Origin of the sequence: Malaciobacter halophilus, assembly GCF_002837275.1 — a bacterium.
Classification (GTDB): domain Bacteria; phylum Campylobacterota; class Campylobacteria; order Campylobacterales; family Arcobacteraceae; genus Malaciobacter; species Malaciobacter halophilus.
In genome coordinates this window covers 28,015-51,219 of record NZ_NXIF01000038.1, presented here as the reverse complement: position 1 = coordinate 51,219, position 23,205 = coordinate 28,015, and the positions used below count along the sequence as shown (strand labels likewise).

Annotated in this window: 17 protein-coding genes; 2 read left to right on the top strand and 15 right to left on the bottom strand. The window is 28.4% G+C overall.

The window, feature by feature from the left end; genetic code table 11:
- The first annotated feature begins 9 nt into the window (after nt 1–9).
- Together CP960_RS10105 and CP960_RS10100 are read left to right on the top strand one after the other, a co-directional pair.
- Nucleotides 10–3,126 carry an efflux RND transporter permease subunit gene (locus CP960_RS10105; RefSeq protein WP_101185289.1) on the top strand — a complete coding sequence of 1,039 codons (3,117 nt, stop codon included), beginning with the start codon at nt 10–12 and terminating at the stop codon, nt 3,124–3,126.
- Between the two features lie 92 nt (nt 3,127–3,218).
- Nucleotides 3,219–3,443, top strand: a complete 225-nt coding sequence (locus tag CP960_RS10100; protein ID WP_101185288.1) for a hypothetical protein — start codon at nt 3,219–3,221, stop codon at nt 3,441–3,443.
- A gap of 8 nt (nt 3,444–3,451) precedes the next feature.
- On the opposite strand, the gene CP960_RS10095 is transcribed toward CP960_RS10100, so the two are convergent.
- The 15 genes from CP960_RS10095 to CP960_RS10025 all read right to left on the bottom strand — a co-directional run bounded on the left by CP960_RS10095 (nt 3,452) and on the right by CP960_RS10025 (nt 23,196).
- Nucleotides 3,452–4,111 (bottom strand): response regulator transcription factor, encoded by a 660-nt coding sequence (locus tag CP960_RS10095; protein ID WP_101185287.1) that lies wholly within the window; start codon nt 4,109–4,111, stop codon nt 3,452–3,454.
- Nucleotides 4,112–4,153: 42 nt separating this feature from the next.
- Nucleotides 4,154–4,870: an ABC transporter permease gene (locus CP960_RS10090; protein ID WP_101185286.1), complete on the bottom strand. Its 717-nt coding sequence runs from the start codon at nt 4,868–4,870 to the stop codon at nt 4,154–4,156.
- An 82-nt stretch (nt 4,871–4,952) separates the two neighbouring features.
- Nucleotides 4,953–7,415, bottom strand: coding sequence for a trimethylamine-N-oxide reductase TorA (gene torA, locus CP960_RS10085; RefSeq protein ID WP_101185285.1), 2,463 nt, complete (start codon nt 7,413–7,415; stop codon nt 4,953–4,955).
- A gap of 10 nt (nt 7,416–7,425) precedes the next feature.
- A complete protein-coding gene (locus CP960_RS10080; RefSeq protein ID WP_101185284.1) occupies nt 7,426–8,004 on the bottom strand; it encodes a hypothetical protein in 579 nt (192 codons plus the stop codon).
- Nucleotides 8,005–8,080: 76 nt separating this feature from the next.
- Nucleotides 8,081–8,767: a response regulator transcription factor gene (locus CP960_RS10075; RefSeq protein ID WP_101185283.1), complete on the bottom strand. Its 687-nt coding sequence runs from the start codon at nt 8,765–8,767 to the stop codon at nt 8,081–8,083.
- A complete protein-coding gene (locus CP960_RS10070) occupies nt 8,764–10,782 on the bottom strand; it encodes a sensor histidine kinase (protein WP_101185282.1) in 2,019 nt (672 codons plus the stop codon). The genes CP960_RS10075 and CP960_RS10070 overlap by 4 nt, the downstream gene beginning before the upstream one ends.
- A 12-nt stretch (nt 10,783–10,794) precedes the next feature.
- Nucleotides 10,795–11,691 (bottom strand): NAD(P)H-dependent glycerol-3-phosphate dehydrogenase, encoded by an 897-nt coding sequence (locus CP960_RS10065; protein WP_101185281.1) that lies wholly within the window; start codon nt 11,689–11,691, stop codon nt 10,795–10,797.
- Nucleotides 11,691–13,118: an Asp-tRNA(Asn)/Glu-tRNA(Gln) amidotransferase subunit GatB gene (gene gatB, locus CP960_RS10060; protein WP_101185280.1), complete on the bottom strand. Its 1,428-nt coding sequence runs from the start codon at nt 13,116–13,118 to the stop codon at nt 11,691–11,693. Before gatB ends, CP960_RS10065 begins: the two co-directional genes overlap by 1 nt.
- 10 nt (nt 13,119–13,128) lie before the next feature.
- Nucleotides 13,129–13,953: a peptidylprolyl isomerase gene (locus CP960_RS10055; protein WP_101185279.1), complete on the bottom strand. Its 825-nt coding sequence runs from the start codon at nt 13,951–13,953 to the stop codon at nt 13,129–13,131.
- A gap of 88 nt (nt 13,954–14,041) precedes the next feature.
- Nucleotides 14,042–16,879, bottom strand: coding sequence for an FAD-binding and (Fe-S)-binding domain-containing protein (locus CP960_RS10050; RefSeq protein ID WP_101185278.1), 2,838 nt, complete (start codon nt 16,877–16,879; stop codon nt 14,042–14,044).
- A gap of 221 nt (nt 16,880–17,100) precedes the next feature.
- Entirely contained in the window at nt 17,101–18,474 is a 1,374-nt protein-coding gene (locus tag CP960_RS10045; protein ID WP_101185277.1) for a TRAP transporter large permease, read from the bottom strand.
- Nucleotides 18,474–19,055 (bottom strand): TRAP transporter small permease subunit, encoded by a 582-nt coding sequence (locus CP960_RS10040; RefSeq protein WP_101185276.1) that lies wholly within the window; start codon nt 19,053–19,055, stop codon nt 18,474–18,476. The genes CP960_RS10045 and CP960_RS10040 overlap by 1 nt, the downstream gene beginning before the upstream one ends.
- A gap of 153 nt (nt 19,056–19,208) precedes the next feature.
- The gene (locus tag CP960_RS10035; RefSeq protein ID WP_101185351.1) at nt 19,209–20,276 is read right to left on the bottom strand and encodes a TRAP transporter substrate-binding protein; all 1,068 of its coding nucleotides are present in this window, start codon (nt 20,274–20,276) and stop codon (nt 19,209–19,211) included.
- An 88-nt stretch (nt 20,277–20,364) separates the two neighbouring features.
- Nucleotides 20,365–21,009, bottom strand: a complete 645-nt coding sequence (locus CP960_RS10030; protein WP_101185275.1) for a response regulator transcription factor — start codon at nt 21,007–21,009, stop codon at nt 20,365–20,367.
- A 3-nt stretch (nt 21,010–21,012) separates the two neighbouring features.
- Entirely contained in the window at nt 21,013–23,196 is a 2,184-nt protein-coding gene (locus CP960_RS10025) for a sensor histidine kinase (RefSeq protein WP_101185274.1), read from the bottom strand.
- Nucleotides 23,197–23,205 lie beyond the last annotated feature (9 nt).

Here is a 23,205-nt window from a genome sequence, read left to right as displayed (position 1 = left end):
AAATAAGTTATGGTTGAGAATATAATATCTTATAGTATAAAAAACAAATTTTTAGTTCTTTTTTCTATTATAGTATTAACTTTAGGTTCTTTTTGGGCTGTTAAAAATACTAGTTTAGATGCTTTACCTGACTTATCTCCTCCACAAGTGATTGTACAGGTTAAATGGGCAGGACAAAGTCCTAAAACCATTGAAGAACAAGTTTCATATCCTCTTATATCAAACTTGATGAGTTTACCAAATATTGAAACAGTAAGAGCTATGAGTTCTTTTTCTAATGCATTAATTTATATTATCTTTAAGGATAATACAGACCTTTATGAATCAAGAAATAGAATATTAGAGCAACTATCTCAACTTCAAGGTGAATTTCCTTCAAATGCAAAAATTACTATTGGGCCTGATGCTACTGGAGTTGGCTGGGCTTATGAGTATGCACTTAAATCAGATACAAAAAGTTTAGATGAGTTACGAACTTTACAAGATTACTATTATAAATATGCTCTTTTAGGAGTAGATGGAGTTAGTGAAATTGCATCAATTGGTGGATTTATAAAAAACTACGAAATTACTTTAAATCAAAACAAAATGGTGCAATACAATATTGGTATTGATGAGATAAAAAAAGCCCTTGAAAAGAGTAATAATGATAAGGGTGGAAGAATAATTTTAGAAAATGGTTATGAACATATTATTACAGCAAGAGGTTATTTACAAAGTATTTATGATATTGAAAATATTACTATAAAAACTCAAAATAATATTCCTTTAAAGATTAAAGATATTGCAAATGTAAATATAACCTCAACAAACAGAAGAGGAATGGCAGATTTAAATGGCCAAGGAGAAACTGTTGGAGGGATTGTAATTGTTAGATATGGAGAAAATCCTTATAAAGTAATCAAAAATGTAAAAAAGAAACTAGAAAGTTTAAAGGTTAATGGAGTTGAAGTAGTTGAAACATATGATAGAAGCTCATTAATTGATAAAGCCATTGATACTTTAAAATCTACATTAATAGAAGAGTCTATTATAGTAATGGTTGTTACAGCACTATTTTTATTTCATGTAAGGTCAGCACTAATTATTATTCTTACTCTTCCAATTACTGTTCTTTTAACTTTTTTATTTATGAAAATATTTGGAATGGGTTCAAATATCATGAGTTTAGGTGGTATTGCAATCGCAATTGGAGCTATGGTTGATGCAACAATTGTAATGGTAGAAAATGCCCATAAACATTTACAAAAGAATCAAGATATTTCAAATAAACAAAGAGTTGAAATAATTATAAAATCTGCAAAACAAGTAGGACGTCCAATATTTTTTGCTTTGATTTTGGTTGTTGTATCTTTCTTACCAATCTTTGCTTTAACAGGACAAGAAGGAAGACTTTTTACTCCCCTTGCCTTTACAAAAACATTTGCTATGATTAGTGGAGCTATTTTATCAATAACTATTGTTCCTATTTTAATGATATTTTTTATTAAAGGTAAAATTTTAAGTGAAGATAAAAATCTTTTAAATAGATTTTTTGTAAAACTTTATTCACCACTATTAAAACTATCTTTACGATTTAGATATTTAATTGTAGCCTTATTTTTAGGAACTATAATCTTAGCATATCCAGTTTATAAAAAACAAAACTGGGAGTTTATGCCTATGATGAATGAACAAACTTTTATGTATATGCCTGTAACTCCTTATGGTTTAGGTGTTGATTTGTCAAAAGAGTTAACTCAAAAAACAGATAAAATTCTAAAATCTTTTCCAGAAGTTGATACAGTATTTGGAAAAGCAGGAAGAGCTAATACAGCAACAGACCCTGCACCACTTGCAATGATTGAAACAATTGTTACTTTTAAACCTCAAGAGAAGTGGAGAGAAGGTATGACATACAAAAAACTTATGCAAGAAATGGATGAAAAACTAAGAGTTGCAGGACTTATTAACTCTTGGACTTATCCTATTAGAGGAAGAATAGATATGCTTTTAACTGGTATTAGAACTCCTCTTGGAATAAAACTATATGGAAATGACCATGAAACTTTAGAAAACTATGCACTTAAGATAGAACAAAAATTAAAAAACTATGATAAAACTCTTGCAGTATCATCTGATAAAATAAACTCTGGATACTATTTAAATATTGATATTGATGATAAAATGCTTTCAAGATACTCTATTACTAAAGATGATGTTTTAAATACAATATCTTTAGGAGTTTCAGGAACACAAGTATCTACTTTTTATAAAGGTTTAGAAAGATACCCTATTAGTTTAAGATATGAAACTACACAAAGAGAAGATATTACAAGTTTACAAAATCTTCAAATAAAAACAAAATTAGGTTTCCAGCCTTTAAAACTATTTGCTAATTTAAAGTATGAAGAAGGTCCTTCTGTTATAAAATCAGAAAAGGCATTAAATGTAAACTTTATCTATATTACTCCTAAAAGTGGAGTTAGTGCAAAAGAGTATAAAGACAGTGCTAAAGAAATTTTAAAAGATATACAGTTACCAACTGGTTACTATTTTGAGTGGGCAGGACAAAGTGAATATTTAGAATCAGCTATGCAAAAACTTACATATATTATTCCTTTAACATTAATGATTATATTTATATTAATCTATTTTGCACTAAAAAATGTAACATATACATTTATTATTTTCTTTACTCTTCCTTTTGCACTAACAGGTGGTATTTTTTATCTTGAATATTTAAACTTTAATATTTCAATTGCAGTTATTGTAGGTTTTCTTGCTCTTCTTGGTGTTGCAGCAGAAACTTCAATAGTTATGCTTGTATATTTGCATGAAGCAATGATTGAATTAAAACAAAAAGGATGTCAATTTACTAAAGAACATATTTTCCATGCAGTTTTTAAAGGTGCCGTTTTAAGACTAAGACCAAAACTTATGACTTTATTTGCTATCTTAGGAGGTCTTATTCCTATTATGTATATAAATGGAGTAGGAAGTGAAGTAATGCAAAGAATTGCTGCTCCTATGATTGGAGGAATGGTTTCTTCTGCCTTTTTAACACTTATAATTATTCCTGCTATTTTTTATATATTAGCTTTAAAAAGAACTGATAAAATCTTAGAAACTCATATTTCTCATTAAAAAGTCTTCTTTTATGAAGACTTTTTATTTTCCATATTTTTTCCATATTAAACTACTAAAATCATACTACAAATCAAGAAAAAGGATGTATGATGAAAAAACTTACAATTTTAGGAGTATCTTTATTTACAAGTGCACTTTTTGCTTCAAACATGAATCATCATGATATGCAAAATATGAAACAATCAATGACAAAAGAGCAATGTATAAAGATGCATAAAACTTTTACAAAACAAAATTCTCAATCTAGTATAAAAAAGAGTAATTATGATAGATTATTAGAGGATTTAAATAAACCAGCAAAATATTCTGGATAAAGACAGCTTTATGCTGTCTTTAATTTATAGCCAATACTTTTTATAGTTTCAATAGTATCTTTTCCAACAATTTTTCTTAAGTTTTTAATATAAGTTCTAATTGTAGTATCAATTGGTACTTCATCATAAACCCAATTGTTTAAACCTATTTCTTGTATGGATACTGCTCTATTTTTATTCTTTAAAAGATATTCAAATACTTTTGCTTCCATTTTTGAAAGTTGATATTTTATTTTCTGTTTTTGAATAATCCTGTTATTAACATCATAAGCAATTGTAGAAGTAATTTGTACAAATTCGGAATCTATACTATATAATCTTTTTAGATTTCTAATTCTTAAATTTAGCTCATCTAACTCAAAAGGTTTTTTAATATAATCATCACAACCTGCCTCAAATCCTTCTTGCATATCATCTGCTTGATTCTTTGATGTAATAAAAATCGTAGGTACATAAATAGAGTTTTCTCTTAACTTTTTTAATAAAGAAAATCCATTTAAATAAGGTACATTAACATCTAAAAGTAAAATATCAAAAAGATTATCATAGATTAACTCTAAAGCCTCTTGTGAATTAGTAGTTGCTTTCACATCATAGTTATTTTCAATTAAATACTCTTCAATAATCTCATTTAAAACCATATCGTCTTCAAGTAATAATATTTTCATTTTTCAACCATTTTTATTTAAATATATAAAAATAGTATGGATTTATCGTGTAGAATTGTATTTATTAAAAGATATTTTAGATTTTAGCATATAATAAAAAATAGTTGACATTCCACCACTTGAAATAGCCATTAGCATTATCATAATTTGGTATCTTACTGCAATTAAGGGGTCAACTCCTGATAAGATTTGTCCTGTCATCATACCTGGTAAGGCTACTAAACCTACGGCTAAAAGTGAGTTTATTTGAGGAATCATTGAAGCCTTAAAACTAATCTTTCTTGCTTGTTCAAAACTCTCATTTCTACTTAACTCTTTTTCAAACCTTTCAATACTTAAAGAAATAACATTCATAGAGTTTGCAAATATCATCCCAGCAATTGGAATAACATATCTTGGTTCATAAAAACTCTGTAAGTTTAATACAAATTCTATAATTAAAAAAAGATGTATAAAAGATGATACAAATGTAGCTATAAAAATAGAGGTATAGTTTTTAAAACTCTTGTCTTTGGTTACTCTTAAAATAATAAAAGTTGATACAATAAGCATAAAAAGAAGTATAAAAGAGCCAATAAGTATATCTTTTGTTTTAAATATAAAAATTAGTACATATCCAATTAAAATAAGTTGTAAAACCATTCTTACACTTGCATAAGCTATCTCTTTTTTATCATTGGTATATTTATAATAAAAGTAAGTTACGAAGGCTAAAGGAAGAAGCATAAAAGATAGTTCATAAAACTCTATTGTTTTCATATAATTACTTTTTTAAAAGATTAATAATTATACTTTTTAGTTAAATAAAAGAAGCTAAAGTATAAAACTTTAGCCTCTAAAACTATACAATTGCAGGTTTATCGAAAACTGTTATTTCTGGTGCTTGCTTAGTATATTTTTCTATTTCTACTAAAGCAGTGTTTGAAATGTTTCCTTGTGCTAGTTTTGATGTTCCTTTATCAATTGTAAGTTGATTTACATCACCATGTTTGCACATTGTTTTATCTTTTCCAGGTTCTTTAGGGTCGTACCATCCACCCTCATCCATTTTTACTACTCCTGGAAGTACATTATTTGTTACTATTGCTCCAGCAAGAGTTGAACCTCTTTTATTATAAACTTTTACAATATCTCCATTTTTGATACCTCTTTTTTTAGCATCTTCTGGATTAATCCAAATTGGTTCTCTTCCATTTACTTCATATAAATCTCTAATCCAAGTATTTGATAACTGTGAGTGCAGTCTATATTTTGGATGTGGAGATAACACATGTAATGGATATTTTTTAGACTCTTTTGAACCTAACCATTCTGCTGGCTCTATCCAACTTGGATAGTGTAAACAATCATCATAATTAAATTTCTTGATTACTCTTGAACTAATCTCAATTTTTCCAGATGGTGTCCCTAATGGATGCAACATTGGATTTTGTCTATATTTTTCATATCTAGTAAAGTTTTTATCTTCTTTCCTTACTTCAAACTTCACATAACCTTTTTCCCAAAACTCTTCAAATGAAGGCATTTTTATACCCTTATTTTCACCTTGCATTTTTGAGTTGTTATAAAACTCTTTTATCCAATCCATTTGTGTCTTTTTACCATCTGTAAACTCTTTTTCATACCCTAGTCTTTTACTAATTAGTCTACAAATTTCATAATCATCTTTTGACTCTTTTACTGGCTCAATAGCTTTTTTCATAGCTATAATATGACTGCTGTTATAATCTCCAATGATTTCAATATCATTTCTTTCAATCTCTGTTGTTGCTGGAAGAACAATATCTGCCATTCTTGCTGTTGGTGTCCAGTGTGGCTCATGCACGATAAATGTTTCTAATCTTTTCCAAGCTTCAATCATATTATTTCTATCTTGGTGATGGTGGAATGGATTTCCACTTGTCCAGTAAACCATTTTTATTTCAGGATACTCTATTTTTCTACCATTAAAGTCAATAACTTTTCCAGGGTTTGAAATCATATCTACCATTCTTGCACAAGGGATATTATATGGTTCATATTTTGTCCATGGTCCTTGTCTTGAACTATTTATATTTGTAGAAATTCCTCCTAATCCTGGTGCGTGTGAACTAGGAGTTCCCCCGTTTGAATAGTGATAACTAAATCCAAAACCACACCCTGGAACACCAATTTGCCCAAGCATACAAGCTAATGTAACTAAAGTCCAGTGAAACTGTTCCCCATGGTCAGCTCTTTGAACTCCCCATCCAGCCATTAGCATACTTTTTTTATCTTTTAATGTTTGAGCAAATTTTTTAATCTCTTCTTCTTTAACACCACAAATATTTGATGCCCATTTCAATGTTTTTGGTGTATTATCAACTTTTCCTAGTAAATAGTCTTCAAAATCTTTAAACCCAACTGTATACTTTTTGATAAACTCTTCATCATACTGTTTTGTTGTATGTAAATAGTGCATCATACCAAGCATCATTGCTACGTCTGTATTTGGTTTTGGTTTAATCATTGTTGAATCAAAATACATTGCAGTATCATTCTTCACTGGATCAACTGAATATACATCAATTTGACCTTTTTTGTGAGCTTTTTTTAGTTGCTCTAAGTAAGGAAATGCTCCATGCCCAGCTACATCCCACTCAATCTGACAAGTAACTAATGGGTTTGCTCCCCAAAATACTACATTTTTTGCATGTTTTAAAACTAACGGCCAAGAAGTTTGTTGTTCATATACCTCAATACTTCCTAAAACATGAGGTAGAATAATTTGAGCGGCACCTGTTGAATAATCCCCTATTCTTCCCACATAACCACCTGAAATTTTCATCATTCTATTCATTAGTGTTTGTGGATTATGAAGTTTCCCTGTACAATACCACCCATAGCTTCCTGCGTAAATACTTTTATATCCATACTTTTTTTGTACTCTTTGTATTTCAGAAGCAACTAAATCAAGTGCCTTTTCCCAACTTACTCTTACAAACTTCTCAGTTCCTCTTTTTGAAGTATCACTTTTATGTCCGTGTTTTAAAAACCCTTCTCTAACCATAGGATACTCAACTCTTGTTTTTGCATATGTTCTACTTGGTAAGGCATTAATCATTGGAGATGGATTTGGGTCATCTTCAAAAGCAGTAACACCTGTAAATTGTCCTCCTTTAACGTGAGCTCTAAATGCTCCAAAGTGAGAACCACTTATTGATTTAGATTTATTTGCAACTGGACCACTTATTAAACTATTTGCTGATAAATTGTTAAATAAAAGTGCACTAGCAGCTGCTGCACTACTTCCTTTAAGAAACTCTCTTCTTTTAATATTACCCATAACTTACTCCTTATTTTCCATGTGCTTGAACATATTTCACAACATATTGCATATCTGCATCAGTTAACCCAGCTCTTGGTTTCATTGATTTAATAATACTAGGCCATTGATTTACTGTATAGTGCTCTAACTCAGGTGCAGCATGACACGCACCACATCTATTAGCAAATAGCTCTTTACCTTTTGCATATACACTATCAATACTCTTAGCCAAAGAGCCCTTTTTTATCCAAAGTGTATATGATACATTTTTCCATTGTGTGTCATATGTATCTGTTTTTTTGTCATGAACTTGTGGTTTTTTAGTTTTGTTATCATTAAGTACTAAATAGAAAACTCTTTTTCCTACATCTTTAAAAAGTACATTCTCAAATCCATAAGCAGCCCATCCACTTACTTTTATCTTTTTAAAGTCCCCTTTTGTTCCTAAAACTTCAACTGGTGTAGCAGTGTCAATTTTTCCAATCACTTTTTTCGAATTTGCATTTAAAAATACCTTTTGGTCACTATTTAAATAAGCTTTTTGTCCTGCAAAAAGTAGCGAATTTGAAAAAATTAAACCTATTAAGATTAAGTTTCTCTTTTTCATAGTCTTTCCTTAAATTTTTTACTTAATCTAATTGTATAAGTAAAGTGTGAACAAACTATGAATTTTTTATGCTGTTTTAGATTTTTAGTAAGTAGCCCATACCTTGGACATTTTCAATTAATTCTGGATAAGTTTTTTTTCTAAGTTTTTTTATAAAAGCTCTAATTGTCTCTTGTGTCGCACCTTTTTCTTGCCACACATAATTATCAATCATCTCAAAAGTTACTATATGTTCTTTATTGTGAATTAATATATCAAGTAATCTTTTTTCTATTTTAGTTAATGATACTAATTGTTTATTTAAATACAACTCTTTATTAGTAAGAGAATAAGTAAAGCCATTTTGTAATTCAATAAACTCTTCAGAACTTCTTTGTTGACCAATAACCATCTGAATTGTAGTAAGTAATTGCTTTTTTTCAAAAGGTTTTTTAAGTAAATAGCTATTAGATAAACTAATTGCTTCTAAGATATTTTCATCAGTGTCATAAGCTGTTAAAAAAATCACAGGAACTAAAGAGTTATACTCTCTAATTTTTTTTAACATCTTAAGTCCACTCATTCTTTGCATATTTATATCTGATAAAACTAAATCAATATCATTGGATAAAAACTTTTCTAATCCTTCTGTTCCATCCTTTGCTTCAATAATAGAGTTTACGTACTTGTAAATTGAACGATGCAAAATAAATCTTAAATCCTCTTCATCTTCTACTAATAGTACATTTATATCTTTTAAAATCGTCTCTAGCTTTTTTATCATTTACTCTCCTTTAGTTCAATAACAAAAGAGGTTGGATTCTTATTACTTTCTAAAAATATCTTTCCTTTCATTTTCTCTTCAATTAATAACTTACAAAGATGAAGACCTGTTCCTGTTCCTTTTTCACCTTTTGTTGTATATGCAGAAGTAAAAATATCTGAAACTTTAGAAGAATCTACTCCATTAGCATTATCTTGAAACCTTAATATTATATTATAATCATGTTTTTCTAAATATATAGATATCTTAGCTTCATCAAAGTCACTACTGTTAATTTTCTCTACAAGTGCATCTTTAGAGTTCGAGATTAAATTTATTAAAACCTGTTTTAAATATGTAGGATAACCATGCACCTTATACTCATAAGAACTATTATAATAGAAGTTAATAGATATTGAATTCATTTTTATAAGAGCAGAACTAATATTGATTATTTCATTTATAATTTGTACTAAGTCAAACTCTTTTACCTCTATTTGTTCTTTATAAAAACTTCTAAATGCATCCATAGTTTCACTCATAAGTTCAATATTTTTCCTTGAACGTAAAATATACTCATTAATATCTTCAAAATCTTTTTCTTGTATTTTTTCATCTATATTATTAAGTAATAAAAGTAAAGAACTTAAAGGCTGTTTCCATTGATGAGATATTGCACTAACCATCTCACCTAAAGCTATCATCTTACTATTTTGAATAAATATCTTCTCTTGTTTTTGTTTATTCTTCTCTATAAGTCTTTCATTTGTAATATCATTAACTGTTACAATAATACCTTCAAAATATCTATTTGCTTTAAGTAGTGGAGTTACTTGAAAATTAAAAATATTTTCATTTCCTACTTTATATGTTGATATTTTTATAGGATTATTTTTTGCTTGTGTAAAAAAATGTGTATCATTTTCAAAATAGTAAGTATTACCAATTTTATGTGGTATTTCTAAAATATTTTTTTCATAAAGTGATTTATTAGCTAAAGAGAATATTTTTTCATAAAATTTATTTACAAAAACTACTTTACCCTCTTTATCTGTCATTAAAACTCCCCAACTAGAGCTTTTTGCAAAAAGCTCTAAAAGATTTTTATTTCTTAAAAGTTTTCTTTGAATATTTGATAAATATAAAGCTGCAATAATTCCTATTGACATCAATATTGCAGCAATTAGTAGATTTCTAAATAAAGAGCTATCAATCTTTTCAAAAATCTTCTTTTCACTTAAAACTGTTATAAAAACCCAATCACTATTTTCTAAAGAGTCATAAGTAAAAATATAGTTTTCATCTTCTATTTTATATGTTTTAACACCAGAATCATTTATAGAAAACTCTTTACTAATACTTTTTAAGAACTGTTCATCAATATTAAAAGAGAATTTTTTAGGTCTTAAAACAACATCTCCACTTTTAGTCATCATAAAAGCAAAGCCCTCTTTTAAAGGCATTAAAGATAGTATATCATGTCTAAAATCATCGATTTTAATATCACTTGATAAAACTGCATATAGCTTATCATCTTTAAAAAGTGGAGTTGCTATTGAGATTACATTTGAGTCTAAATCTGAATCTAAATATGGTTTTGTTACTACAATTGATTTTGTATTTTCTACTTGCTTATACCATTGCCTTTTGGTTACTTTATACCAACTAGGAGCTATCCAGTTTATTCCAGTAATAAAATAGTCATCAAAGTATCCTATATAAACACTTCTAAAGTCACCATTTCGTATAGCTAAAGCAAGTGTCTCTTTTATTAATAAGTAGTCTTTTATTCTATCTTTTTTCTTTATGTAGTTAGCAGTTGCTTTTATGATTCTTTTTTTCTGTAAAAGTTTTTCATCGATTTTAGATTTATAAGCTTTAACTAACTTTATTTGACTCTGTCTTGTAGAGTCAAGTAAAAGCTCTTTATTATTTGTATAATTAGAATAAACAATATAAATATATATACTTAAAATTGCTATTAATAAAAATACTAAGGTTAAATACTTTTTAGTATATAGTTTTACATTGCTCATAATAACCCAATTTTAGTTTTTTAATAAGTCTTTTAGACTATCCTTTGGATTTTTTCCTTCTAAAATGGAATAAACCTCATTTGCTATTGGGGTATAAATATTATGTTTTTTATTTAAAGAGTTTATCGCATAAGAAGTTTTAACTCCCTCTGCAACTTCCCCTAACTGCTTTAAAATTTCATCTAAAGTTTTATTATTTGCAAGGCCTAATCCCACTCTAAAGTTACGACTTAATTCACTACTTGCAGTTAAAAACAAATCCCCAGCACCACTTAATCCAATAAATGTATCCATTTTTGCACCAAAGTGGCTACCAAATCTTTGCATTTCTACTAAACCTCTTGAAATAAGTGAAACTCTAGCATTATTTCCTAAATCCATTCCTTCACATATTCCACTTGCAATTGCAAGTACGTTTTTATAGGCACCACAAATCTCTGCGCCAATAACATCATCACTATAATATGTTTTAATAAAATTAGGGAAAAACTTCTCAAACTCAAGAAATAATTGTTTATTTAAACTATTTAAAACTATTGCACAAGGTAACCCTTTGATTACCTCTGCTGCAAAAGAAGGACCAGAAATAAAACCTAAATTCTGTGTAGGAATAAACTCCTCATAAATTTCATTTAGAAATTTTCCAGTAGTAGCTTCAATTCCTTTTGAAGCTACAAGAATTTTTTGTCCTTTAAACTCAAAATGATTACTTAACCAAGTTCTTATTTGTTGTGCAGGGATTGCTATTACTAAATATTCACAACTCAGTGCTGTTTGTAAATCTGTAAAGTTTTTTATATCTCTTTTTGTTCTTGAAGTGATATAACACTCTTGCTTTTGACTAAGAGCATAGTGAAGTGCTTGTCCCCACTTTCCTGCTCCTATAACTGCTACTGAGCCTTCTTTCATTATGATAATCTTTGTTTTAAAAGTTCATTTACTTTTTGTGGATTAGCACTACCTTTAGATGCTTTCATAGTTTGACCTACAAAAAATCCAAAAAGCTTCTCTTTTCCTGATTTATACTCTGCAACTTTATCTTCATTTGCTGCAAGAATACCATCAATAATATCTAAAATAGCACCATCATCAGATACTTGTTTTAATCCAAGCTCCTCAATAACAGCATCTACTTGCATATCAGGTTTTTTTATTAAGTAATCAAGTACTTCTTTTGCTGCTTTTCCAGAGATTGTCCCATCTTCAATTCTTTTTACAATTGCTGCTAAAGTTTTAGCTTGAACTGGTGAATTTTCTATATTTACACCTTCTGAAAATCTTGCTGGTAATTCAACAGTTAACCAAGTTGCAGCATTTTTACCACTAATTTTCTCTTCCATCATCTCATCAAAAAATTTAGCAGTTTCTAATGAAGCAGTAATAACCGAAGCATCATACTCTTTTAATCCATACTCATTTACAAATCTTGATTTCTTTTCATCTGGAAGTTCAGGAATTTTTGAGTACTTTTCAATCATCTCATCAGTAATTATTAAAGGAAGTAAATCTGGGTCTGGGAAATATCTATAATCAGCCGCATCTTCTTTTCCCCTCATAGATCTAGTTTCACCTTTTTCTGGGTCAAAAAGTCTAGTTTCTTGAACAACTTCTTGTTCATAATATCCATCTTCCCATGCTTCAATTTGTCTTTGAACTTCATATTTAATTGCTTTTTCAATGAACTTAAATGAATTCATATTTTTTATTTCACATCTTGTATAAAGTTTTTCATCGCCTTTTGGTCTAATTGAAACATTTACATCACACCTAAAAGAACCCTCTTGCATATTTGCATCACTAATACCTAAATATCTTACAATAGAATGAAGTTTTTTAAGATAAAGTATAGCCTCTTGAGCACTTCTCATATCTGGTTCTGAAACTATTTCAAGAAGTGGTGTTCCTGCTCTATTTAAATCAACATGAGATACATCACCTGCATGAATATTTTTACCTGCATCATTCTCTAAGTGAGCTCTTGTAACTCCTATTTTTTTACTTGTACCATCTTCAAAATCAATAACAAGCTCACCTAATCCCACAACTGGAACTTCAAATTGAGAGATTTGATAACCATTTGGTAAATCTGGATAAAAATAGTTTTTTCTATTAAAAACTGATTTTTTATTTATTTGTGATTTTAAAGCAGTTCCTAACATTATAGCTTTATGAACTGCTTGTTTATTTAATACAGGAAGTGCGCCTGGTAAACCTAAACAAGTTGGACATACATTTGTATTTGGGTCTTCTCCAAAACTTGTGGCACAAGAGCAAAATAGTTTACTTTTTGTATTTAACTGAACATGAACTTCTAATCCAATAATAACTTCAAACATCTATTTCCTTTTATCTTACAACTTTAATATTAGCAGTCAATTTTAATTTTTCAAAATACTCTTTTAAAAAGTTTTGTTCTCTTTTTTGCATTAATACTGTAAAAATTTTATTTTTAACCTCTTCAAAAGCTAAAGTATTTACTCCTTTTTTCTCTCTTACTAATAGTGTTACATACTGATTATCAGCAGCAATTACAGGAGTAAATTGATTTACTTTTGTATCATTTAAAAGATATCTCATTTGAGAATTTAGTTTCTCTTGCTCTAAAGAGATATTACTTTGACTTACTTCATTACTTACAGCCATAGGGTTTTTCTGAACTGCTATTAAAGCAGCTTTATTTCTTGATGCATATTGAATTACATCAATTGTCTTTGCTGTTGTAAACTGATTTTTATTATTTTCGTAATAGATTTTCAAATCTTCTTCAGTAGCAATTTTTAGGTTTCCTCTTACAAGCTTACCTATTAATTTCTCTCTTTGAATTCTTCTTTTAATCTCTTCTTCATAAGCTTCGTAATTCTTATACTTTTGCTTAATAATAGATTTAAAAGTATATAAATCCATACCATTTGAAGCTGCAATTTTTTCTAAATAATTATTTATATCAAAAACATCAACATTGATATTTTTATCTTTAATTAGTTGTTCATATAAAACCTCATCAATTAAAGAACTTACCGCTTCTTTTTTACTTACTTTTGCTTGAACCATTCTTTTATCAATATCAAAAAGTGTGATGGGTTCATCATTAACAACTAATGCAACTGCATCTACTAAACCTGCAAAACTGATAGTTGTTGATAATAAAAGTGTACCTAATAGCTTTTTCATAATCTAATCCCTTTATCGTAAAAGTGATATTTTACCAAAAAAATAGTAAATATCACTTTTATGAAAAAACAATTGTAAGAATTAGGTTTTATTTAGCCTTTGAACACTTATTTATTAAATAAAATATTGAGTTATAATCAATACCTGAATACTCACTAAGACCAATTTCACAAGTTTTTGAAGTAGAAAAAGCATACTTTACATCTTTTACACTATTTGGAAGATTTCTTAATGCACTTTGATTAAGTTCTGGATAGTTAAAACCTCTATCTCCAGCAAAACCACAACATGTAACATCAGCAGGTACAACTACTCTTGTTGAACACATATTTGCAAGCTTTATAAACTTCTCATGTAAGCCCATTTTTCTTGAAGAACAAGTAGTATGAATAGTAATTGCTTCATCAATTTTTTCAAGATGTAGTTTATCTACTAAATGCTCTAAAGCAAACTCTATTGGCTCAAAAAGTTTTAAATTAGTTTTAAAACTCTCTACCATTTTTTTTGTACATGGGCTTGTATCACAAAGAATAGGATACTGTGCATTATTACTAGCTTCAAGTAAAGCTTTCTCTAATTGTTTAGATTTTACGTCTGCTTGTTTTGTAAAACCTTTTGATGAAAAAGGCATACCACAACATAAATTATCAATATTTTTAGGAAAGATTATTTCAAATCCTGCTTTATTTAATAACTCAACAGTTGTATCAAACAACTCTTTTTCCTCTTTACTAGCACTACTTAAACCCATAGTTCTATTAATACATGAAGGGAAATACACAACCTTTAAATCACTAGCTTTTTGTTCAACCCTTGTATTAATTGAAATACCTTTTGGCAAGTGTTCACTCCATCTAGCAACTCTATTCCCAGAGATTTTTCTAAGTGATGAAGTTAAACCTTTCATCATATTTGTACCTAAAATAGAGTGAGTTAAATTTGCAGCTTTTAATCCAAATTTCATCCCTGTTAAAGTTGCAGAGAAATTATTTGTAATCATATTTGCTACTCTATCTTGTGTTATAGTAATTTGTTCATGTCTTAAATGCTTTGTTAAACTTCCTGTATCAATTCCAACAGGACAGGCAGTAGAACATAAACTACATGTTGCACATGTCTCTATTCCATCATATTGATATAACTCTTTTAACTGTTTTGCTTTTTCAATATTATGTTCTTCATCTTCTAATCTTGAGATTTCTCTATTAATAACTATTCTTTGTCTTGGAGTTAATGTTAAAACATTTGAAGGGCATACAGGTTCACAAAAACCACACTCAATACACTTATCAACTAACTCATTTGTTTTTGGTAAAGGTTTTAGATTTTTTATATGGGCTTTTTTATCTTCATTTATAATTACACCTGGATTTAAAATGTTATTTGGGTCAAATAGATATTTAATCTTTTTCATCATCTCATAAGCAGTATTACCCCACTCTAACTCAACAAAAGCAGCCATATTTCTACCTGTTCCATGCTCTGCTTTTAAACTACCTTGATACTGTACCGCAACAAGTTGTGTTACATCATACATAAAGTCATCATATCTTTTTATCTCCTCTTCAGTAGAGAAATCTTGTGTAAATACAAAATGTAAATTCCCCTCTAAAGCATGTCCAAAAATCAATGCTTCATTATAATTATGCTTTTTAAATAGTGCTTGAAGTTTTAGTGTTCCTTCTGCTAGATACTCAATTGGAAAAGCAATATCTTCAATAATTACAGTTGTTCCTATTTTTCTTACTGCACCAACAGCAGGGAAGAGCCCTTTTCTAATTTTCCAATATTGTGTATACTCTTCAATATCTTTTGTAAAATATAACTCTCTTGCTAATGAAAACTCATTTAAACTATCTTCAATTTGCTTAATTTGTACATCTAATTGTTTATCATCTCTTGCTCTTGTTTCAATTAATAAAGCAGTAACATTTTCATCAAAATCTTTTATATATGATGGCATTTTTGGATCATCTTCAATACTTGCAAGCCCTGCTCTATCCATAAGTTCAACAGCATCAACACTTATTATATTTTTCTCTTTTTCAAGTTTTAATTTTGTTACTGCTTTACAAGCTTCATTAACATCAGTAAAATAAACCAAGGCACTTGCTTTATCTTTATAATCTTCTACTGTATAGTAAGTTACTTCTTTAATAAAAGCTAAAGTACCTTCACTTCCAATAATTAGATGTTGTAAAATTTCAAACTCATCATCAAAATCAACTAAGGCATTTAAACTATACCCTGTTGTATTTTTCATCTTAAATTTTTTTCTAATCTTTTCATTTAGTTGTTTATTTGCTTTTACATCTTGTGCATACATTTTCAAACTTTGTAAAAACTCTTTATGAGTTTTTGCAAACTCTTCTTTACTATTTTCATCTGCTGTATCTAAATGTGTTCCATCACTAAAAATCAATTTCATTGATTTTAAGGTCTTATATGAGTTTTGTGATACTCCACAACACATACCAGATGCGTTATTTGCAGCTATTCCACCAATCATTGCAGCATTTATACTTGCTGGGTCTGGGCCTATTTTTTTACTATATTCAGATAAAATATTATTTGCTTGTGCACCAGTTAAAGAAGGAGCCAAAGAGATATATGATTTATCCTTTGCAACTTTAAAATCTGTCCAATTTCTTGAAGTAATAACTAAAATAGAGTCACTTATTGCTTGACCTGATAAAGAAGTACCAGCAGCTCTAAAAGTAACACTTAATTTCATAGCACTTGCAACTTTTAATATATCTTCTACTTGTTTTGAAGTCTCAGCTTTTATAACAATTTTAGGTATAAGTCTATAAAAAGAGGCATCTGTTCCATAAGCTAAGGTATGTAAATCATCTGTAAATACTATATCTTGGGGTATTTTTTCAATTATACTATTATAAAACTCTTTATGCTTTCCAGTTAACATTTTTAATCCTTAATTTTATTCTATTTGCAATATTTATATTAAAATCAAAAAAGTAACTATTCAAGTCTTGGTACGGTGTAGATTCTTTGTTGGGGGTCATCAATAAAAAAGAACATCTTATCACATTGAATAAATATAAGATTTTCAATAAGTTTTAATATATCTTTTTTACTCATAATCTTCATCCTAAAATATACTTAGGATAAGAGTTAACTCTTATCCTAAAGACTTGGATTTATTCCAAAAAATTCAGGGAATACTGCAAGTAGTCCTAATACAATAATTTGTATTGCAATAAAAGGCAGTACACCTCTATAAATTTGCATCGTTCTTACAGTAGCTGGAACAACTCCTTTTAAGTAAAAAAGTGAGAAGCCAAAGGGTGGAGTTAAGAATGATGTTTGTAAATTCATTGCTATAAGTATAGCAAACCAAACTGGATTTATATCTAAATTTGCTGCAATTGGAACTAAAATTGGAACAATAATATAAGAAATCTCAACAAAATCAATAAAGAATCCTAAAATTAAAATTGCAATCATTGTAAAGATAATAAATCCCCATTTTTCATCGCCTGGTAAACTCATCATAAAGTGCTCAACTAACTCATCACCACCTGTATAAGTAAATACCATTGAAAAAGCAGTTGCACCTATTAAAATTGCAAATACCATTGAAGTAATTTTTACAGATTCCAAAGCCGCAGCTTTTACCATACTAAATGAAAAACTTCTATACATAAAACTTAATACAATAGCTCCTAAACATCCCACAGCTGAAGACTCAGTTGGAGTTGCTATACCTGCAAAAATTGAACCTAAAACTAAGATAATTAGTGTTAAAGATGGAATAATATCAATTAGTGCTCTTACTACTTGTTTAGATTTTCTTCCTCTGCTTGGGTCTGCTGGAATTGCAGGTGCCATATCTTTTCTTATAAAAGCAACAACTAAAATAAAAAGAATATAAGCTGCAACTAAAGTTAAACCTGGCCAAATTGCTGCTTTAAATAAATCTCCTACTGGAACTTGAAAAACATCTCCTAAGATAATTAATACAATTGAAGGAGGAATAATTTGCCCTAATGTTCCAGAAGCACAAATTGTTCCTGTTGCTAACTCTGTATTATATTTATACTTAAGCATAACAGGAAGAGAGATAACACCCATTGCAACAACTGAAGCACCAACTACACCAGTAGATGCAGCAAGTAGTGATCCAACTAATACAGTTGAAATTGCAACTCCACCTCTTATTTCTCCAAATAAAAAGCCCATTGATTCTAGCAATCTTTCTGCAAGTCCAGTTTTTTGAAGAACAATTCCCATAAAAATAAACATTGGAACTGCCATTAAAATAGTATTGTTCATTATAGACCAAATCCTATGTGGCATAAAATCAAACATATACATACCTTCTGCAAAACCATCAGTGATTATAGCCGTAATACCCATACTAGCATCAGCATATGTATATATCTCAACAATACCAGCAACTATTCCAAAAAATACAGAAACTGCACCAAATGTAAAAGCAACAGGGAATCCAATTAACAGCATAAATAGTGCTGTAAAAAACATTATTATACCAATCATTATTTATCCCCTTGCATTTTTTTACTTATTTGCTCTTTATACATTTGTGCTTCATGTGCTATTGAATGGTCTTCGTACTCATGTAAACCTAAATAAATATTTAAATTTCTTATAAAAAAACCAACCGTTGTTATAATTAAAAAAGTAAAAGATAGAGGAATCATTGCTTTAATAATCCATCTATGTGTTAATCCACCTGGGTCACCAGAAATTTCATTAAATTCAAAAGCCTCTTGTGCAAAACCAATAGAAGAGAATATAACTAATAAAGAGATAGGCAAAATAAAAGTAAGTGCACCTATCATATTAATCATAGCTTTCTTTTTTGATTTTAATCTATCATATATCAAATCAACTCTAACATGACCATCTTCTTTAAGTGTATAAGATACACCAAAAAGTATTACTACTGAAAAAAGATGCCACTCCATCTCTTGCATAGCAATGCTACCTGACTTAAAAAAGTATCTCATAATAACATCATAAAATACATTTAATATCATCAATACAAGTACAATTGCTGTAAAATATCCGATGATATTTGCAAACTTATCAAAACCCTTTTCTAGTTTTAAAAGCATCATAAAATCCTTTTTGTTTACTCTCTCAAATGAGTTAAGTAAATGTAAGTTTTACACTTAATTAATTCATATTATAAAACCCTATAAAAGAAAAAAAATAGCCCTAAAAGGGCTATTTTAAACTATTACAAATTAGTGTGTAATTAAGTAATTTTATAAATTATCTTTTAAGTACTTATAATCAGACATTTTAGTCCACTCTCTTGCTTTTTTCATATAAGCTTTTTGTGAATCTAAAACCTCTTTTAATAATGGGCTCTCTTTTGCTTTTTCAACTAAAAGTTCATCATTTGCCTTTTTCATAGCATCCATAACTTCTTTAGGGAAAGTTTTAATTTTGATATTTGGATAATCAGTTGCAATTTTAGACCAAGCATCTGCACTCATATGATAATTTTGAATATACATATCATATGCTGCAACTCTCATTGCTGTAACTAAGATTTTTTGTAAATCTTTTGGTAATCTTTTAAATTGTCTTTGATTTACTAAAAATTGTAACTCAGTTGCTGGCTCATGCCAACCTGTATAGTAGTAAGGAGCAATTTTATGGAATCCCATTTTAATATCCATACCAGGTCCAACCCACTCTAGTGCATCAATAGTTCCTCTTTCAAGAGATGTATAAAGTTCTCCTGATGGGATATTTGTAACGGCTAAACCTAATTTTGCCATAACTTCACCAGCAAAACCTGGAATTCTCATTTTAAGACCTTTTAAGTCCTCAAGCGAATTAATCTCTTTTCTAAACCATCCACCCATTTGATTTCCTGAGTTTCCACCTGGAAAAGATAGTACTTTATGTCTTTTGTATGCTTTTTGCATCAATTCTAAACCACCACCATAATAAAACCATGCATATTGTTCAGGTGCAGTCATACCAAATGGCATAGTTGTAAATGGTAAAGTATTAATATCTTTACCTTTCCAGTAGTAAGAAGCTGAGTGACCCATTTCATACTGACCACCTTTTACCATATCTAAAATTCCAAATGGAGCTTTATGTTTATTAGAAGCATCAACTCTAATATCTAATCTACCATTTGACATCTCTTTTGCAAGTTTTGCCATATTTTTAGGTGCATCAATAAATGGAGATAGAGTTGAACCCCAAGTAGTTGCCAATTTCCACTTATATACTCTATCTTTCGCAAATGCTGCTGTGCTTAGTCCCGCAACTAGCGCAGAAGCAACAAGTAACTTAGTTGTCTTTTTTAACATCATAACATCTCCTTTTATGTTGTATTGACACAAATTGTAACTACTTGATATGATAATGATATGATATTTTGAAATTATTATGTAATTTTTATGTACTCTTAAAGATATAACCTGTATCAACAACAGTTTCAATATATCTATTTGAAAGAGCCTTTCTTAGGCGTCTTATTAAACTTCTTATTGATTCAAGTGAAGCAAAACTTCCTTCCCAAACATAATTTTGGATTGTGTCATATGATAAAACTTGATTTCTTTTCGTTAAAAATAGATTCATAAGTAATCGCTCTTTTTTTGTAAGTCGCTGTTCTTCATTATTTATAAATACAACTGAAGATTTATAGTCAAAATAACAGTTACCATCAAAATAGATTAAATCATTTTTTATTTGACATAATCTTTGTACTTTTATCTCAAGTTCATCAATAAAAAAAGGTTTTTTTAAATAATCATTACAGCCAAAAGCATAAGACTCTTTAATTACTTCTAACTCTGTAGATGCACTTATAATTATTACTGGTACCTCATCATAAAACTCTCTAATTTTTTTAAGTATTTTTATACCATCAATATTTGGAACATTAATATCAAGGATAAAACAGCTAAAACCTTCTGTTATACTGTTAAAAGCCTCATTTCCATCAAGATAAGAATCAACTTTATACCCTTTTAATTTTAATCTTTTAGTAATTGTTTGATTTAACTTTTTATTATCTTCTAAAAGCAATATATTCATACATTAATCCTTTTTATAGGGTACTTTTATTGTAAATACCACACTATTTCCAATATTTTTTACTTTGATTTTACCTTGCATCTTATCTTCAACAATTACTTTTGCCATGTAAAGACCTATTCCAGTACCATCCTTTTTTGTTGTAAAATATGGTTCAAAGATTGAAGAGATTATTTTTTCATCTATTTTACCACCATCATCAATAATCTCTATTTTATTATAATCTTTTGATTTTGAGATATTTATTATAATATTTCCTTTACTATTTTCCTTTAAAGAGTTTTCAATTATCTTGGTTTTTGCATTATTTATTAAGTTTAGTAACACTTGTTTAAACTCATTTTCATATCCATAAACAACTAACTCTTCATCATCTAAATAATTAAATTTCATATTAATATTTGAGTAAAATACCTGTTTTCCTATAATTTCATTGATTTCATCAAGTGCTTTTTTTATAGGAAAAATCACTTTTTTAGTAGAAGGTTTTAAAAAATTCCTAAAATCACTTAGAGTTCTTGACATATATTTAATTTGAACCATTGAGTCATTTACAAACTCTTCAACTTGGCAATCTTTAAGTTCATTTAACAAGTATGAAGTTTGTATATCTTGTATTTGTGCAGATAACTCAACTAATGGCTCATTCCATTGATGAGCAATTGCTGCAACCATATCTCCCATTTCAGCCAATTTACTTTGCTGAATTAAAAACTGTTTTTGTTGTACTCTTTCTGTTATATCATCCATAATACAAACTATTCCACCAATTCTTCCATCTATATTTTTATATACTGCTTTATTTAAAATAAAATACTTTATCTCTTGATTACTAAGATGTAAAGCCATTTCTGAGGTATCTGTTTTAAGTGTTTTTAATAGTTTTTCATCAATTTTTGTATTTTTTATTGCAATTTCATGGGGAAAAAAATCAAAAGCTGTTTTTCCAACAACACTTTGTTTTGAAAGACCCATTAAGTTTGCAAAAGCTAAATTACATCCCATAAACTTTCCATCAACATTTTTATAATAAATTGCATTTGGAATAGTATCAAGAAGAACTTTATCAAACTCTAATCTATTTGATAAATCCCGTTGAAGCTTTTTTCTTCTATTAATATTAGCTTTCATCAAAATAATTAATACTATAAAAACAATCATTGTTGCAATTGTAATATTTACTAATAGTTTATATTTTCGATAAAAAGAGAAAGGTCTATTTACAATATTAAATTCATCAATATATTTATCTATTTTAATATCAAATTTTTTTAATTCATTAAAATCAAAAATATATCTATTTGGAGACTCTTTTAAAATAGGAATCTCATCTACTTTTTTCCCATTTAAAACCTCTAATGCCATTTTTGAAACAGCATCCCCTTGTGCTTGTGCAGATGTTAATAGCCCTCCTATTACTCCATAATTTAAATAAAAGTCCCATAAGCCATAAATAGGTACATGAGAAAAACTTTTTATATGTTCTAAACTCTCTTTATAAGTAAAAAATTTTCCTGTTTTATCTTTAAATAGAAGTACAAAAAGTAAAGCTGTGTTATCACTTGTTTTAGATACATGCTGTTTTAACTCTTTCATTTGCATATCATCAATATACTCAATTTCAAATTTTTCTTCATATTCAGGTATGATTTTTTGTAAATCATCTTTCATAATAAGCCCTGTTTTAGACCTATCATTTATAATAATCAATTTATCTAACTTTGGATGCACCTTTGAGATTAGTTCAAAGTTTTTCTTTAAATCTACTTGTTCAATTACTCCACTTATATATTTTCGCATTCCATTTTTTTCAATAAGTTTTTCATCAAAATAGTTTATTCCACAAAAAAGAATTGCAGTATTAGGGAAAAGTGTTTTTTGATACTCTACTAAAAACTCCAAAGCAGAATTATCACTTGCAATAATTACATCAAATTTTCTATTTTTAAACTGCTGTTTATAAAGTTTTTTAAAATATTTTTCATTAGATACCTTTTTAGTATCCATATAAATTGTTGTTAAGTTTATATTTGAGTGTGGTTTAAAATTATTCTCAATTGCTTTGGAGATATCATCACTCCATTTATAACCTTTATGGTAAGAGTGTAAAAGCAAAACCTCTTTTGAAGGCTCTTGTGAAAATAAATATGTAAGTAATAATAGGCTTAAAACTAATATCTTTCTCAAAATATAATC